Annotated in this window: 17 protein-coding genes, 1 tRNA gene and 1 pseudogene; 11 read left to right on the top strand and 8 right to left on the bottom strand. The window is 52.3% G+C overall.

Annotated features, from left to right (window positions below; translation table 11 throughout):
* Window positions 1-49: 49 nt before the first annotated feature.
* Entirely contained in the window at window positions 50-1,117 is a 1,068-nt protein-coding gene (locus ACXJJC_RS04980) for an actin-like salactin (RefSeq protein WP_456369812.1), read from the bottom strand.
* 225 nt (window positions 1,118-1,342) lie between these two features.
* On the opposite strand from ACXJJC_RS04980, the gene ACXJJC_RS04975 reads away from it, so the two are divergent.
* Together ACXJJC_RS04975 and ACXJJC_RS04970 are read left to right on the top strand one after the other, a co-directional pair.
* Window positions 1,343-2,272: a DUF7490 domain-containing protein gene (locus ACXJJC_RS04975; RefSeq protein WP_456369810.1), complete on the top strand. Its 930-nt coding sequence runs from the start codon at window positions 1,343-1,345 to the stop codon at window positions 2,270-2,272.
* Window positions 2,251-2,457 (top strand): hypothetical protein, encoded by a 207-nt coding sequence (locus ACXJJC_RS04970; RefSeq protein WP_456369808.1) that lies wholly within the window; start codon window positions 2,251-2,253, stop codon window positions 2,455-2,457. Before ACXJJC_RS04975 ends, ACXJJC_RS04970 begins: the two co-directional genes overlap by 22 nt.
* Here the strand turns inward: ACXJJC_RS04970 and ACXJJC_RS04965 are convergent.
* Entirely contained in the window at window positions 2,454-3,734 is a 1,281-nt protein-coding gene (locus tag ACXJJC_RS04965) for a TrpB-like pyridoxal phosphate-dependent enzyme (RefSeq protein ID WP_456369806.1), read from the bottom strand. The two genes, ACXJJC_RS04970 and ACXJJC_RS04965, sit on opposite strands and share 4 nt — an antisense overlap.
* Window positions 3,735-3,883: 149 nt before the next feature.
* Here ACXJJC_RS04965 and ACXJJC_RS04960 point away from each other — a divergent pair, with 149 nt between their 5' ends.
* From ACXJJC_RS04960 to ACXJJC_RS04950, 3 genes are all read left to right on the top strand, one after another.
* Window positions 3,884-4,060, top strand: coding sequence for a 4Fe-4S binding protein (locus tag ACXJJC_RS04960; protein WP_456369804.1), 177 nt, complete (start codon window positions 3,884-3,886; stop codon window positions 4,058-4,060).
* Window positions 4,061-4,120: 60 nt separating this feature from the next.
* A complete protein-coding gene (gene thiC / locus ACXJJC_RS04955) occupies window positions 4,121-5,407 on the top strand; it encodes a phosphomethylpyrimidine synthase (protein WP_456369803.1) in 1,287 nt (428 codons plus the stop codon).
* A gap of 71 nt (window positions 5,408-5,478) precedes the next feature.
* Window positions 5,479-5,563: transfer RNA gene (locus tag ACXJJC_RS04950), tRNA-Leu, on the top strand.
* A gap of 62 nt (window positions 5,564-5,625) precedes the next feature.
* Here ACXJJC_RS04950 and ACXJJC_RS04945 read toward each other — a convergent pair.
* Together ACXJJC_RS04945 and ACXJJC_RS04940 are read right to left on the bottom strand one after the other, a co-directional pair.
* Entirely contained in the window at window positions 5,626-6,243 is a 618-nt protein-coding gene (locus tag ACXJJC_RS04945; RefSeq protein ID WP_456369801.1) for a class I SAM-dependent methyltransferase, read from the bottom strand.
* A gap of 310 nt (window positions 6,244-6,553) precedes the next feature.
* Window positions 6,554-6,976, bottom strand: coding sequence for a metal-dependent hydrolase (locus ACXJJC_RS04940; RefSeq protein WP_456369800.1), 423 nt, complete (start codon window positions 6,974-6,976; stop codon window positions 6,554-6,556).
* An 84-nt stretch (window positions 6,977-7,060) separates the two neighbouring features.
* Between ACXJJC_RS04940 and ACXJJC_RS04935 the strand changes: the two genes are divergently transcribed.
* The 6 genes and pseudogenes from ACXJJC_RS04935 to pheA all read left to right on the top strand — a co-directional run bounded on the left by ACXJJC_RS04935 (window position 7,061) and on the right by pheA (window position 13,098).
* The gene (locus tag ACXJJC_RS04935; RefSeq protein ID WP_456369799.1) at window positions 7,061-8,389 is read left to right on the top strand and encodes a DUF7125 family protein; all 1,329 of its coding nucleotides are present in this window, start codon (window positions 7,061-7,063) and stop codon (window positions 8,387-8,389) included.
* Entirely contained in the window at window positions 8,382-8,690 is a 309-nt protein-coding gene (locus ACXJJC_RS04930) for a NitrOD5 domain-containing protein (protein WP_456369797.1), read from the top strand. Before ACXJJC_RS04935 ends, ACXJJC_RS04930 begins: the two co-directional genes overlap by 8 nt.
* A 213-nt stretch (window positions 8,691-8,903) precedes the next feature.
* Window positions 8,904-9,674 (top strand): annotated as a pseudogene (locus tag ACXJJC_RS04925) (2-amino-3,7-dideoxy-D-threo-hept-6-ulosonate synthase).
* Window positions 9,649-10,626, top strand: a complete 978-nt coding sequence (locus ACXJJC_RS04920) for a 3-dehydroquinate synthase II (protein ID WP_456369796.1) — start codon at window positions 9,649-9,651, stop codon at window positions 10,624-10,626. Before ACXJJC_RS04925 ends, ACXJJC_RS04920 begins: the two are co-directional and overlap by 26 nt.
* Entirely contained in the window at window positions 10,616-11,233 is a 618-nt protein-coding gene (aroD, locus tag ACXJJC_RS04915) for a type I 3-dehydroquinate dehydratase (protein ID WP_456369795.1), read from the top strand. Before ACXJJC_RS04920 ends, aroD begins: the two co-directional genes overlap by 11 nt.
* Window positions 11,230-13,098, top strand: a complete 1,869-nt coding sequence (pheA, locus tag ACXJJC_RS04910) for a prephenate dehydratase (protein WP_456369793.1) — start codon at window positions 11,230-11,232, stop codon at window positions 13,096-13,098. Before aroD ends, pheA begins: the two co-directional genes overlap by 4 nt.
* Here the strand turns inward: pheA and ACXJJC_RS04905 are convergent.
* The 4 genes from ACXJJC_RS04905 to ACXJJC_RS04890 form a co-directional block, all read right to left on the bottom strand.
* The gene (locus tag ACXJJC_RS04905) at window positions 13,088-13,276 is read right to left on the bottom strand and encodes a DUF2116 family Zn-ribbon domain-containing protein (RefSeq protein WP_456369791.1); all 189 of its coding nucleotides are present in this window, start codon (window positions 13,274-13,276) and stop codon (window positions 13,088-13,090) included. The two genes, pheA and ACXJJC_RS04905, sit on opposite strands and share 11 nt — an antisense overlap.
* Before the next feature lie 32 nt (window positions 13,277-13,308).
* Window positions 13,309-13,899 (bottom strand): hypothetical protein, encoded by a 591-nt coding sequence (locus ACXJJC_RS04900; RefSeq protein ID WP_456369790.1) that lies wholly within the window; start codon window positions 13,897-13,899, stop codon window positions 13,309-13,311.
* Between the two features lie 98 nt (window positions 13,900-13,997).
* The gene (locus ACXJJC_RS04895; protein ID WP_456369788.1) at window positions 13,998-14,243 is read right to left on the bottom strand and encodes a ubiquitin family protein; all 246 of its coding nucleotides are present in this window, start codon (window positions 14,241-14,243) and stop codon (window positions 13,998-14,000) included.
* On the bottom strand, window positions 14,206-14,367 hold the full coding sequence (locus ACXJJC_RS04890; RefSeq protein WP_456369787.1) for a hypothetical protein: 162 nt from the start codon (window positions 14,365-14,367) through the stop codon (window positions 14,206-14,208). The genes ACXJJC_RS04895 and ACXJJC_RS04890 overlap by 38 nt, the downstream gene beginning before the upstream one ends.
* Window positions 14,368-14,551 lie beyond the last annotated feature (184 nt).

Here is a 14,551-nt window from a genome sequence, read left to right as displayed (position 1 = left end):
CGTTCACCGTCTCGATCACAGAAAATAAAAGCTGTGAAGAGTGGCTGAATTACTGCTTAACCCTCAGCTTGGAAATCAGCAGTGCACCTCTTGCGGAAGCGGTGAGCGGGTTCTCGGGACACCTGACAGTCACGGAGGTTCCGAGAGACTCCGAGAGCTTTGTGGCGAACTTCTCCTTCAGCCCGGGGATCTCAGCCATGCCACCTGTTAGTATGAAGTCCGACTCAAGGACCTTCTTGTACATCTTGAAGTTGAATTCCGCAAGTGAGGGAAGGAACTCGAGAACGACGAAGTCGACGAGGCTGTCGAGGTACCTCTCAACTGGTCTGTTTACCGCCTCGTCAATTCTGAACGTGAAGAGACCCTTGTCAAACAGCTGGACTGTTTCCTGTATGCTCTTCCACTCCTTCAGGTTGGCGTACCTCTCCTTGTAGCTCCTCGCCGTTGCGAGGTCCACGTTCACGGCACCCCTCGTCTCGTTCATAATCTCGTTCTTTATCCACCTGTCCACGAGATCTCCCGAAACCTCTCCGGTAACCATGCTGAAGAGTATCTCACCCTTCCTGACCGCAACGACATCTGTGGTGGTTGATCCCGCGTTCACAACCACGAACGTTCTCTCCAGCATCCCGAGACCTTCAGGAAGGGCGAGGGCTGCGAGGAACGAGTCGTTCCACACCTCCTTTCCTGCCCACCCTATCGGAACCTGGCTGACGACCTTCTTGAACAGCTGGACGCCCTCTTCGGACTCAGTTGAGGGGACTCCGTAAGTAACGTAGGAGTTCTCCGGGATTCCGTATTCACTGGCTATCCTCGTCAGGAATATTTTGAGAAGCTCGGCCTCCTCCTCGCTACCTGGCAGCCCACCTCTCAGCATGTAAACGGCCTCGTCACCGTAAAGTTCAGCAGCCTCGTTTCCGATTACGTAATCCTTCTCTCCCGTTATCGGATTCTCCTTTTCCTTAACGCATGTTTCCACGATGATTATCTCATCCCCTCTGGCAATCACCGTCCTCTGAGAACCAATTTTAACACCCACAGGAACGGTCACGCCTTTAGCCTCCTTCTCAGAATCTTTTTTCCCGTTATTTGTCTGAGCGTTTCCCTCAGGCTCCATAACTGTCACCCGAATTAAGATACTCTGAATTTATATTTAAATGTTCCCGAAACCGGATCGCGCACCAGCCTGCAGACTGGACTCCAGAAAGCGAAGGACGCTCTCGAGATCGTCGGTTGGAATTGCTGATATCTCACACCGGACTTGATTCAAAGCACGATACTTGTGATTTAACCTGCAGTTTAATCGAAAAATTGATAATTTATACTGAACTTATTAGTATCTATGAACCTAAAGCAGTACCTCGCAGTAATGCTGGCGCTCTTTGCGGTGGCTGTGATAATCGCACTCATTCCGTCCCAGGAACCTGAGCCCGGATTTGCCAGAATAGACTACGTGGAAACCAAGTCGCTCAGCGTAAATACGAGCCACGTAAATCTGCAGTTTAGCATCAAACTGACAAAACCGGAAAAAATGGAGAACCTGACCCTGAAGGTGAAGTTCACGGACATCAGGACGAACCTGCTTATCGACGAATTTTCAAAGGAGCTCCCGGAAAAGACCGGGCGAGACTACACCGCGGTCGTCAACTGCACGGTCAGGAAGTCTTACGACTACCTCGTGAGGATTCTTCTCGAAAGGAATGGTAAGGTTCTTTCGAGGCACGATATGAGGATCCTCGGCCTGTCATCACTCCCTCCAGCAGAGAAGTCCGTGGAGATCTTCGTCAGAGACGCTGACTTCAGGCTCATCAACAAAAGCGGTGAGCTTGTGAGGGTGAAGGCGACGTACTACATCGATCCCTTAGCCAACTACACCGTTGAGTTTCACATAAAGGCTGTGCAGCTCGAGTCGGGTGTGCTTGCCGACGAGAGCTGGGGGGAGGTGACGCTGAAGAAGGGGATGACGAACCTCGTCTCGTTTTCGCTGACCCTGAAGGACGGGTACAACTACTACGTTGTACTCGAACTCTGGAACAACGGATACCTGATCGAGTCATGGAAGAGGACCCTCAAACTGAATCCGTACAAGGATGTAGAGGAAAAATCCGGGAAGGAGGGTTTCAGGGTGGAGGACTTCATCGTCGAGGAAAGAACCCCCTCACCATCAAGGTACGAGTACGACAGGAGTCCGAAACTCGCAGCTCCCGGATTTGAGGTTCTGACCGCTGTCGCAGCGGGAGGTGTTGCCTCGTGGATGAGAAGGAGATTGTGAAGAAGTCGATGGTCGTTCTGGCTGTAGTCCTGACGTTCGTTGCCGTGATTGGTTTGTACTTCAGCATAAATTCGCTGATCGGGGCCTACCTCGACTACAGAAAGAGTGTTGCGGTCAGCGTGCTGTTTAACCTGGCAATACTCGTAACCGCACTGTTCATGATGGAAAAGCTGAGGGAGGGTTAGGTGAGCCTGCCCTCCATGAAGTCCTGATAAGCCTTGAGATCGAAGTGCCCGTGACCGCTCAGGTTGAAAACTATGACCTTCTCCTCTCCACTTTCCCTTGCCTTCAGTGCCTCGTCTATCGCCACCTTTATCGCGTGGGTGGACTCGGGGGCGGGAACGATTCCCTCGGTTTCTGCGAAAATCTTGCCGGCCCTGAAAGTGTCAACCTGTCCAACGGCCCTTGCCCTCACGATCCCGTGTTTGACGAGGAGGCTGAGAGATGGAGCGTCGCCGTGGTATCTGAGCCCACCAGCGTGTATCGGCGGTGGTACGAAATCCCTGCCAAGGGTGTACATCTTCAGCAGCGGTGTGAGTCCCGCTATATCTCCGTGGTCGTACCTGTACTCCCCCCTCGTCAGGGTGGGACACGACTCTGGCTCAACGGCGACGAACTCTATACCATCATCCCTCACGAACGGGTAAACAAGTCCCGCGAAGTTGCTGCCGCCTCCAACACACCCTATCATCACGTCCGGAGTAACCTCAGCGATTTCGAGCTGTTTCTTCAGCTCCATTCCTATGATCGTCTGGTGAAGGAGCACGTGGTTCAGCACACTGCCGAGGCTGTAATTCGTGTTATCGCTCCGCACAGCATCTTCAACCGCCTCGCTTATTGCAATCCCCAGACTTCCCGGACTGTCCGGGTCCCTCTCGAGCACATTTCTGCCACTTTCGGTGAGCGTGGACGGACTGGGGATAACCTCAGCATTCCACAGCTCCATCAGGACCCTCCTGTAGGGTTTCTGGTGATAGCTCGACTTCACCATGTAAACCCTGCACTCCAGATCGAACAGCCTTGTGGCGAACGCGAGAGCCGAACCCCACTGCCCCGCGCCCGTTTCTGTCGTCAGCCTCTCGACACCTTCCTTAGCGTTGTAATATGCCTGAGCAACGGCGGTATTCGGCTTGTGGCTCCCCGGAGGGCTCGTACCCTCGTACTTGTAGAATATTTTCGCCGGAGTCCTGAGGAGTTCCTCGAGTCTCGTTGCCCTTATCAACGGGGTGGGTCTCCAGAGACGGTAGATGTCGAGAACCTCGTCTGGAATCCTGATGTACCTTTCCGTGCTCATCTCCTGTCTGATGAGCTCTTTCGGGAAAATTGCCTCGAGCTTCTCTGGCTTTACAGGTTCGCCTGTCTCAGGATCGAGAGGTGGTGGAAGGGGTTCAGGCAGGTCTGGCAGGATGTTGTACCACCTGTCCGGCATCTCGTTCTCGTCCAGCAGAATTTTCTTATTCATAGGAGATCAAGAACACGCATACTATATAAGCATTGTCGTTCAATAAAGGAAAAATACCAAAAAACAGGAATAACCAGCGACAGTGCGGGTATGATTCAAACCCTCAAGAATCCTCAAACGATATTTTACTTGGAGATGCAGGCTGAGTCATGCCTGCGATAATTGATGCCACCAAGTGTGATGGCTGTGGAGCCTGCATAGGTGCATGCAAGGGGGATGCTATTTCGCTGAACGGCAGCGTCGCCGTTGTCGATGAGGGGGCCTGTATGGAGTGCGGCGCATGCGTTAGAGCCTGCCCCAACAACGCAATAACAGTCGAGTGGTGATATTTAGCTTCCCTTCAATTTTGCAAAGCATTTTTATTCTCCTCCGATTTTCCGGGTTTTATGGAAACACTTGTCGACATGGCAAGAAAGGGCGAGTATCCGGAATGGCTTAAAGAAGTTGAGAGTCACGAGGGTGTGGAGCTCTCAAAAATCCTCAGGCTCATCGCAGAAGGTAAGGTCGTTGTTCCAAGAAACATTCTGAAGGGCGACTCATTCAGGCCAAGGGCGATTGGAAAGCTCATGTCAACCAAGATTAACGCCAATGTCGGAACCTCCGCAGATTACGTCAACGTTGATGAGGAAATCGAGAAGGCCAGAATTGCCCAGAAGTACGGTGCAGATGCAATAATGGACCTGTCCAGCGGAGGAGATCTGGACAGCATCAGAAGGAGGATAATGGAAGTTGTGGAGGTCCCTTTCGGGACCGTCCCCATATACCAGCTCGCAAGGGAGAAGAGCATTTACGATGTCGACGAGGACGACTTCTTCAGGGTGGTCGAAAGGCATGCGAGGGACGGAGTTGACTTCATGACAATCCACGCAGGTGTCAACAGGGTTACAGTCGAGAGGCTCGAGAGAAGTAACAGGCTCCTCGGAGTGGTCAGCAGGGGTGGATCGCTCACCATAGCATGGATGAAGCACAACGACGCCGAGAATCCTTACTACAGGAGCTTCGATTACCTGCTGGAAATCCTCAGGGAGTACGACGTCACAGTCAGCCTTGGAGATGCTTTCAGACCTGGTTGCATTCACGACGCGAGTGACAGGGTCAAGTTCACGGAGTTCATAATTCTCGGAGAGCTTGTCGAGGAGTGCAGAAATGCAGGGGTGCAGGCGATGGTTGAGGGACCGGGACACGTGCCCATAGACGAGATCGAAACGAGCGTGAAGGCCATGAAGTACGCCACCAACGAGGCCCCGCTGTACCTTCTCGGTCCGCTGGTAACGGACATAGCGGCAGGGTACGACCACATCGCCGGGGCGATAGGTGCGGCGATTGCGGGCATGCACGGCGCTGACTTCATATGCTACGTAACTCCCGCAGAGCACCTCGCGCTTCCAACGGTAGAGGATGTCGCGGAGGGTGTGATCGCCTCCAGGATAGCCGCACACGCAATAGACCTGGTAAAGGAGGGGCAGAGAGAGAGGGCGAGGAGGCTTGACTACGAAATGAGTCTCGCGAGAAAGAGGCTCGACTGGGAAACCCAGTTCAGGCTGTCCGTAAACCCCGAAAGGGCCATGAGCATTCACGCCAGGAGGAAATCGAAGGGAGAGACATGCAGCATGTGTGGGGATCTGTGCGCGATAAAGACGATAAACGAGGTGTTCGAGGAGAGGGCAGAGTAGCGCTCGAAAACGGAGATTTTACACCACAAATTTCATAAACATGATTTGAGAGTGATTCAATGCCCCTGAGTGCGGGGGTTGCCGAGCCAGGCCAAAGGCGGTGGACTCAAGATCCACTCCCGGAGGGGTTCGTGGGTTCGAATCCCACCCCCCGCATAGCTTTTCGGTAATGGATCTGTTGCACGTTTGCGAAGCATTCCAGATTTGCAAATCGGCACTCATTTCTCACCTGAGGCCACAAATATGCTGATCTCAGCATTCTCCCCACAGCATGATTGGGCACAGCAGTTCTCACCCGCACACTCCACACTCACGTTTCTGAGTCCTGCCTCCCTGAACCACCTTTCGATGTCCGCCCTACTGAAACCCATCCACCTGTCGTGATGCACCTCTCTCAGAAACTCATAGCTGTGCTCGTCCAGGTCCGTAACCACCAGCTTACCTCCCGGCTTGAGAATCCGCACCATCTCCTTTATCGCTCTGGGTGGTGACTCTACGTGATGGAGGCACATGTTGGCGAAAACGTAGTCAACGGATCCATCCCGGATGGGGAGCTTTTCTGCGTCTCCGACACAGCAATCCACATCGAAATGCTCGAACTTTTTATTCATCTCCTTCAGCATCACTTTTGACCTGTCAACCGCGATAACTCGCAGACCTCTGCGAACCAGCCCTTCCGCAATAAAGCCCGTGCCAGCTCCAATGTCAGCGGCAATCCTGCCCTTCTCTACGCTGGCTGCTGACAGAGCCTTTTCCCTGACCTCATCTGAAAAGAAGCTCTTACGCATCTCGTCCCACTGACGGGCCACTCTATCAAAATAATCCTCGTTATCCACACCAACCACCACTTTTTGGCTCGTGACACATGATACGCTGGAAATATGTAATGTTTGCGGAGTGGCTGCAGCTCCGCATATTTCCTGTGTTACAGCAGAATTAGAGACTCAGACAAACCTGCATTCAGGAAAAAAGGACCAGCACCCACGTGAACATACACCGGGACTATCCTCTCAATCTTATTTTGGGCTGGGGTGTTTGAGGGCAGGGCCCCGGCAATTCTTCGAATTTTACCAGCAGGCTGAAAATAAAATCTCCTCCTTCCACAGCGAATAAGCGATCATTTTCCACATCAACCCATGCAGGAGTTCAGCTCAGCCCGTTTATTAACCTGAGAATTGCGATTCCCTTCAGGTACCAGAGCACTATAATGCAGGTGGCGATGATGGCGTAGTTTGCGACAACGCTGTCAAATGACATCTCGGCGATTCTCACCCTCCTCTTCATGGGCCAGTAGAGCTGAACACCGGACTTCGTCAGCATGTCGAGGAGTATGTGCATCCCCACCCCGTAGAACGCAGCCACCCCGAGTGACGGGTTAAAGTACCCCACCGCTGACGACAGCAGAATCATGAAGAGGAGCGAGTGAGTGACACCCCTGTGCTTCACTCCAACCACGTAGTCGAGGTCGCTGAGGAGTCCAAAGAATACCGCATACAGCGAGAACTCAAGACTTGACGTTAACAGATACGCGGGCGTAAACGTGGCGATCGCGTGTGTTTTCTTCAGCATGTATCAATTTTATGATCGCTGAATATATATTTGCTGGATCCTGATTTCGATAGAGTAATATATTGGATCAAACAAATGTTCGACATGGTTCTGTCGAAGATTATCGAGGGTGGACTGCCCGATGGATCCGTTATTCTCATAACCGGGGAGGCAGGAACCGGAAAGACCATTCTCGCGTCATCCATCGCTCAGGAGGAGCTCGAAAAAGGCGGGAAGGTGATGTTCATCTCATTTAACGAAACGAGGGAGGAGTTCTTCAGAAACTCAAGAAAGGTAGGGCTTGACCTCGAAAGGGACTCGTTCACGTATTACGACCTGTTCAGCGCGGGAAGGAGCGTGGTTGAAAACCAGCTGAACTATCTGTACACTGAGATATACAAGAACAAACCTGACCTCATAGTGATCGATTCCATAACGTCCATACTCTCCTCGTTTTCAAAAGAACACGTAAGGAGCTTTCTGCACACATCCATAGGCAGGTTCGTCAAGATGATGAACTCGAAGGCCATACTGATCTCCGAGAAGCCTTTCGGAAAGACCGAGCTGGGACACGGGATCGAGGAGTTCGTCGTTGATGGTGTTATCGTGCTCGAGCTCATTTACGAGAGGGAGCACTTCAGGAGGATAATGAAGGTCCTGAAGATGAGGGGGAAGAGCATCGACAAACCGAGCTACGAGTTCGAGATAACGGACAGGGGGCTCATTGTATTTGATGTGCCTGAACTCGACGCGAGCGAATTCATTTCAAACGAAAAGCTAACAACCGGGATTGAAAGGCTTGATGAGCTTACTGACGGAGGGTTTTACAGGGGCACCATTACCGTCGTGGTGGGGAACACCGGCAGCGGAAAGACGACGTTCGGAATACACTTCTGCTACGCAAACGCATTGCTTGGCAGGAAGGCGATGTTCATAACGTTCGAGGAGAGCAGGAACGCCATTCTGAGGGCAATGGAGAATTACGGCATGGACTACGAGTCCGTTAAGGACTGGTTCATGGTCTTTGACTTCATTCCAGAGGCGAAAAGCCCGGTTTCCTACTTCGTGAAGATCTCCCAGCCAATATCAGAGCACAGGCCGGAAGTGATGGTGATAGACAGCCTGACGTCGCTGCAGCAGCACATGGACATGAGAGAACTCACCAAGATGATGAGGTACCTGCAGATTGTCTCCAAGGAGAACGGCACGACAGTTCTTGCGACGCTGAACAGGTGGGTGGATCTCAGCAACCTGACGACGTTTCCCGCAACGTACCTGAGCACCCTCGCCGACAACATGATCGTCCTAACGACGTTCATCGACGGTTCCGAGCTGAAGAGAAAGCTGACTGTCCTCAAGCAGAGGGCGAGCGACCACTCAAACAGAGTTCACGAGTATGAGATAGGTAAGCAGGGGGTGGTGATACTTGATTGACGACTTTCCGGAGTCGCCACAGGAGGTCGTCGTTGAAGCTGTCAAGAGAGCTGCTGAGAAAACCAACCCAGCGCTGGTGAAGGTGCTGGAGGTCCACCTGAGGGAGACGACCGGGAGGGGATTCGAGGTCGTCTACGAGGACGTCGATGCTTTTCTCGATAGCATAAAGAAGCTGTTCGGCGAATACGGTGGCAGGTTCTTCGAGCTGGCAATCGTTAGTGAAATCAGGCAAAGCGTGGGCTTTATCAGGAGTTCCGACTCGCTCAGAGAGGTGCTGAGGGAGCTCAACATCTCACGTTAATGTTAATGAATAATCAGAAAGGTTTAAATACTGGCAGTCATGAGTCTGATCGAATGCCGCACGTCCCGGAAAGAGGATACGGGTACTTCGGATTTTTCTGGTTTGGGTTTAGCTTTGGCTACTGATTCTGGAGGTGCTGTGCATGACTTCTCCATGTTCGATGGTTCTGGGGGCGGTTTATATAAGTTTGTTGAATAAAAGAGGTGCATAAAAATGCACGGAAAGAAGAGACGGCTCAGGAGGATACTGAAAGGTGACAGGACATTCATAGTCCCGATGGACCACGGAATGACCAGACCGGAGGACGGGCTCGAGGATGTGGACAGAATGCTTGCTCTGCTCGACGGGATTGCAGACGCATTTGTGCTCCACAAGGGTATGGCGAAGCACTCCGCTTACGTCGAGGAAATGGAGTCTGCCCTGATAGTCCACCTCTCCGCGTCCACCTACCTCAGCCCCGACCCGCTGGCAAAAAACGTCATCACGAGCGTCGAGAAGGCCATTCAGCTTGGGGCGGATGCTGTGAGCGTGCACATTAACGTCGGTAGCAGCAGCGATGGTGTGCAGATAAGGGAGGCGTCCTTGATTTCTGAGCAGTGCGACGATTACGGAATCCCTCTCCTCGTCATGAGCTACCCGAGGGGTAGTGGAATAAACGAGTACGGTGTCTAGGAGGTTAAGCTCGCCGTGAGGGTTGCGAACGAAATAGGGGGAGACATCGTGAAGACGAACTACACCGGGAGTGTCGAGACGTTCAGGGAGGTCGTTGCCCACTCAAAGGTCCCGGTGCTCATTGCCGGTGGGGTGAAAAAGGAGAGTCCGGCCGAGTTTCTCGAAGTTGTGAGAGAGGCCATCGAGGCCGGGGCCAAAGGTGTGGCTGCGGGCAGAAACATATTTCAGGCAGAGAATCCGAGAGAGCTCGCGATCAGAATCGCGAGAGTCATACACGGTGTTGCGTATGAAAGAGATCTGGTTAATAGATGATGGGGACAGCTGGGAAGAGGTAAAGGAAAGGGTGAAAGACGCAATAGAGCTCGGATTCACCGGCGTGGCTGTCAGAGAGGAGTTTGTCGAGCTGGCATCAAGGCTCGGAAGCATTGAGGTAGAGGTGGCGGAGGTACACAGGGTTAGAGGCGCGGAGGATCAGGAAGAGGCAATCCGGCTGAGCAGGAGCAGGAAGAGGCTGTTCCTCGACTTCGAGAACTGGAAGATAATCCCGCTCGAAAACCTGATCGCCATGAAGGGCAGTGCCAAGGTAATACCCGTTGTCAGGGACGTGGAAGAGGCGAGAGTCGTGCTAACGACTCTGGAGAGGGGTGCGGACGGTGTGGCAATAACACCCATGACCAGGGACGAGATGAGAGCGTTCAGAGACGTCGTGGAGGGCGAAGGTCGAGTAAGCCTTATTCCCGCGAAAGTTGTTGAGATCAGGAAGCTCGGAATGGGGGACAGGGTGTGCGTGGATACGATTTCGCTCATGACTCCCGGAGAGGGGATGCTTGTCGGTAACACGGCAGAATTCATGTTTCTCGTGGCAAGCGAAAGTGAGGAGAGCGAGTACGTCTCTTCGAGGCCTTTCAGGGTGAACGCAGGGAGCGTTAACGCGTACATCAGGGTTGGGGAAAGAACGAGGTACCTCGCGGAGCTGAGATCCGGTGATGAGGTGGAGATAGTCAGATTCGACGGAAGAACGAGAAAAAGCTACGTTGGGCGTGTAAAGATTGAAAAGAGACCCATGCTGTTAATCAGAGCGAGGGCGGGTGACGTCGAGGGGTCGGTCATTCTCCAGAACGCAGAGACAATAAAACTCGTCAGGCCGGACGGAAAGCACGTCAGCGTTGCGGAGCTGGGGGAAGGAGATGAAGTCCTCGCATACCTCGGTGAGAAGGCTCGCCATTTCGGTGTTGCCGTGGAGGCGAGCATAATTGAAGGGTAAGTTCGTCGTGAGCGTCAAGAGCTTCGCCGAAGCTTCCCAGGCGCTGAGAGCTGCGGATGTTGTTGAGTTCAGGCTTGACCTGTTCCCCTCCCTGCCGGAGTACGAGAGGGTGAGGACCGGAAAGCAGTCGATAGTGACGATAAGGCGAAGGGAAGACGGTGGGAGGTACGACGGAAGTGAGGAGGAAAGGCTGGAACTGCTCAGGAAGTATTCGAAGTACTCAGACTACGTGGACATCGAGACAAGGCTCGATGATGATGCGTTCCTCAGGTTCGAAAAGGTGAGGATCATCGAGTCCTACCACAACTTCTCCGAAACACCGCCATACGAGGAGCTCAGGGACCTCGTGGAGGGAAAAAGGGGTGACATCCTGAAGATAGCCACAATGGGCAGCGGGAAGGAGGATGTGCTGAAAATTGTGAAGCTCCTGACCGAGTATGATGATGTCGTCGCGTTTCTGATGGGGAGGAAGTACGCGTACACGAGGGTGCTCTCCTTCATCCTGGGGGCTCCGTTCATATACTGCTCCCTATCAACCCCCGTGGCCCCGGGGCAGTACGACATCTACACCGCGAGAAAGATTCTGAAATCGATGGGAGTCATATGAAGATCCTGATATACGGGATGGGCGGAATGGGAGGAATATTCCACAGGTTCTTCGACAGCAGGGGTTACTACGTGAGAGGATATGATATCAGCAGGGAGAGGAGCGAGATAGACGAGAGCGAAATAAGTAATTTCGAAGTGATATTCCTGTGCGTTCCGATGGACGAGATAGAGAACGCGCTGATCCACATACACAGGAGAAACCGGGGGGCGCTGATCGTCGACATCTCCACACTGAAGAGGCACGCCATCCCTCTCCTCGAGAGGATGGGGTTCGACTACCTGAGCATACACCCCATGTTCGGGCCGGACAGCGAGATAGGGCTGTCGAACATAATAATTGTGCACAGAAGTGGGAGAGAGGAGGAGAACACCATACTCGAGGAGTTCAGAAGGGCCGGGGCGATACTTTCCAGTCTGCCACCAGAAGAGCACGACAGGAGGATGGCAGAGATACAGGGCACGGCACACTTTCTGCTCTTCCTCTTTGCCATGACCCTCAGGAACAGGTTCAAGGGAGAGTACCAATACGGATCGCCAATATTTCTCGTCATTCACAAGCTGGCCAGCAGGATAATCAACCAAGACTGGAGGCTCTACTTCCACATACAGAAGAACGCAGAGGACATCAGAAAGGAGATCCTGAACACCGCCAGCGTGCTCGACGAAGTTCTGAAGGACGAGGAAAAGTTCCAGAAGCTCGTCGAAGAGCTGAGAAAAACCTTCGACAATCACTCTGACTCCACAATCATCCTCGACGCCTACAAGTCCACGGTGAGTGTAGAGGGCCTGGCCATGCTGAGGGGATACATACGGGCCGTTGACTCCCTCATCCTCAGGCTCATAGAGAAGAGGGTTTCTGCGGGAAGACTTGTTGCAATAGAGAAGAAGCGGATAAATGAGCCGGTTGAGATATCGCACGTCGAGGACGTGAAACTCAGGGAACTGACTGCAAAAACGCAGCTGAACCCGATCATGGTTTCAGAGATATTCGAAAAGCTGATGAAGCTCACAAAGGAAGAGGAATACAGAGTCCTCGGAGTCTCGAAGAAGGTCGCGGTTCTCGGTCCTCCGGGGAGCTTTTCTGAGGAAACTGCCCTGAAGCTCGTGGGCTCAAGGCTTCCGCTGAGATACCAGAACAAGGTTGAGGACATATTCTCGGCTGTGGAGAGTGGAAGGGCCGATTACGGAATAGTACCGATAGAGAACTCGCTCCAAGGAACTGTCCTGCACACGCTGGACGCGCTCATGAGGCACGACGTAGAGGTCTTCGCGGAGCATGAGGCAGAGATAAGGCACAACCTGGTGGCGAAAAGGAAGCTCTCGCTTAAGGATATCGAGGTAATCTACTCTCACCCGCAAGCCATAGCCCAGTGCAGCGAGTTCCTGAACAACTACCTTCCGCACGCGGAGATACGGTACACAAGAACCACGAGCGAGGCTATAGAGATGCTGGACGACAGGTCGGCAGCAATTGCCTCAGAGCTTGCGGCAAAGCTTTACAGGCTGCAGATAATCAAGAGAGACATACAGTCCATAGAATCCAACAGAACGAGGTTCTACATCATCAGAAGGAAGGGAGGCTCATCCAACGGTGACGAGAACCTCACGTGCCTGTTCTTCGGAGTGGATGACAGGCCGGGAGCGCTTTACAGAGTTCTCGAAGTCTTCTACAGGAACGGGATAAACCTCAGGAAGCTCGAGAGCAGACCGGCCGGTACCAAGCTCGGGGACTACGTGTTCTTCGCTGAGGCTGAGGAGAAACTTTCGGACAGAATTGTGGAGGAGATAAAAGAAAGGACCACGTTCTGCAAGGTCGCAGGATTCTTCAGGAAGGTGGACAGGCTCGACGTTTTCACAGATTAGAGAACATCATCAGGAAGAGTATTCCGAACAGCATCGCGAACATGAAGATCATGTAATTTCTCTGCTTTTTTCTGTCCTCCTCATACCTCGTCTGGCAGTCCTTTCCGCAGAATATCTCCTCCGGCTCTATTGCCTTCCCGCAAACCACACAGTGTCTGTGGGGTATGATGCCAGGCATGAGAAGAGACTGTGCAGATTCCTATAAATAGTTTATTTTTCCTTTATGTACTTTTCGAGAACGGGATCGAGTTCAACCCTGTATCCGTTCACCTCAAGCTCAAAAACGAACCTGCCGTCTATGGGTGTTTCCGAGGTGAGGATAAAACGGAGCTGATTGGAGTTCAGCTTGTTTTCCAGGTGGAAAATCTCAGAGAACAGCCTCGATATCAGAATCTCGTCCCTTCTCGGCTGGGCATTCTTGATCATCAACCCGACAACGGTTCCGCTTTTGCTCTCCACCTTGTTCATGAGGTTCGCGAGGAAGAGGTAGGTTTTTTCCAGACCATGCACGAGAATTAGCTCGGAAATGAGGGTTATGCAGACCGAAGAGGGTTCGCGCCTCGTCTCAATCGACTTCGACAGTATTATGTTGATCTCGTTGAGGTTGGCAATGTTGAACTTCCTCGAGCTGAATATCTCGAGGTTTCGCCGTTCTCTGTACGACTCAACAATTCTCTTGACTATTATGGGATTCTCAGATGGAAACCAGATTATGTTATCCGAAACCTTCGTCGTGATGTTGTAGGCAAGGGATGTCCCGCCAAAGCCGCTGTCGGCTATGACAAGATAGCTTTTAACCATTATCCATCAACCACCCTGATTGATATTATAAGATTTACCCCCTATTTATTAACCTTGTTCTCAGTGAACCCAGAGTAAAAAGAGGATCGCTACCTCCGTCATTGACCTCCGGATATCACCCTGAGAACCCTGACCTCTCCCTCCTCAGCCACAGAATCGATGGGCACAGGATCGGTTCCCCTGATTATTACCACCGTCTCGGGGTTTATCCCGAGTTCTTCGAGCAGCTCGGAGTACCGCCTTTCACCCTCCACCTCAACCTCCTTTTCCCTGAACTCGAAACCACCCAAAAAAGTGAATTTGACTCTAATCCTCTTCCGGGAGGATCTCTCTTGCGACCTCATGAACCGTCCTCTCTTCCACCGGATTTTTAATATCATCGACATTTTTCATCAGGAGTTTTTCGTCCTTCATTATCTCCTTCTTCCTGCCCTTTCTTTTGAAAAGTCTCCAGTTAAAGCGCCTCATAGTGGATCACAATATTACAGTTGGCTTTTCTCCTATATTAATGTTCTCTGACATCCGCTAAAAATTTTAGCAGGTATATTATTTAAATGCTCCAAGTAAATCGGCACGACCCGCTTTTACCAGCACATCTCTCAAGGCCCGCTTCACACCTGCGACGTCCCCCTTCTTGGCCACGGTGGGAATG

The organism is Geoglobus sp., assembly GCF_054018175.1.
Note: the sequence above shows the minus strand (reverse complement) of the source record. Positions and strands in the feature narration are given on the sequence as shown.

Coding starts and splice junctions, on each gene's coding strand:
- ACXJJC_RS04980 (WP_456369812.1), bottom strand. CDS start 1,117: ATGGAGCCTGAGGGAAACGCTCAGACAAATAACGGGAAAAAAGATTCT.
- ACXJJC_RS04975 (WP_456369810.1), top strand. CDS start 1,343: ATGAACCTAAAGCAGTACCTCGCAGTAATGCTGGCGCTCTTTGCGGTG.
- ACXJJC_RS04965 (WP_456369806.1), bottom strand. CDS start 3,734: ATGAATAAGAAAATTCTGCTGGACGAGAACGAGATGCCGGACAGGTGG.
- ACXJJC_RS04960 (WP_456369804.1), top strand. CDS start 3,884: ATGCCTGCGATAATTGATGCCACCAAGTGTGATGGCTGTGGAGCCTGC.
- thiC (WP_456369803.1), top strand. CDS start 4,121: ATGGAAACACTTGTCGACATGGCAAGAAAGGGCGAGTATCCGGAATGG.
- ACXJJC_RS04940 (WP_456369800.1), bottom strand. CDS start 6,976: ATGCTGAAGAAAACACACGCGATCGCCACGTTTACGCCCGCGTATCTG.
- ACXJJC_RS04935 (WP_456369799.1), top strand. CDS start 7,061: ATGGTTCTGTCGAAGATTATCGAGGGTGGACTGCCCGATGGATCCGTT.
- ACXJJC_RS04920 (WP_456369796.1), top strand. CDS start 9,649: ATGAAAGAGATCTGGTTAATAGATGATGGGGACAGCTGGGAAGAGGTA.
- pheA (WP_456369793.1), top strand. CDS start 11,230: ATGAAGATCCTGATATACGGGATGGGCGGAATGGGAGGAATATTCCAC.
- ACXJJC_RS04905 (WP_456369791.1), bottom strand. CDS start 13,276: ATGCCTGGCATCATACCCCACAGACACTGTGTGGTTTGCGGGAAGGCA.
- ACXJJC_RS04900 (WP_456369790.1), bottom strand. CDS start 13,899: ATGGTTAAAAGCTATCTTGTCATAGCCGACAGCGGCTTTGGCGGGACA.
- ACXJJC_RS04895 (WP_456369788.1), bottom strand. CDS start 14,243: ATGAGGTCGCAAGAGAGATCCTCCCGGAAGAGGATTAGAGTCAAATTC.
- ACXJJC_RS04890 (WP_456369787.1), bottom strand. CDS start 14,367: ATGAGGCGCTTTAACTGGAGACTTTTCAAAAGAAAGGGCAGGAAGAAG.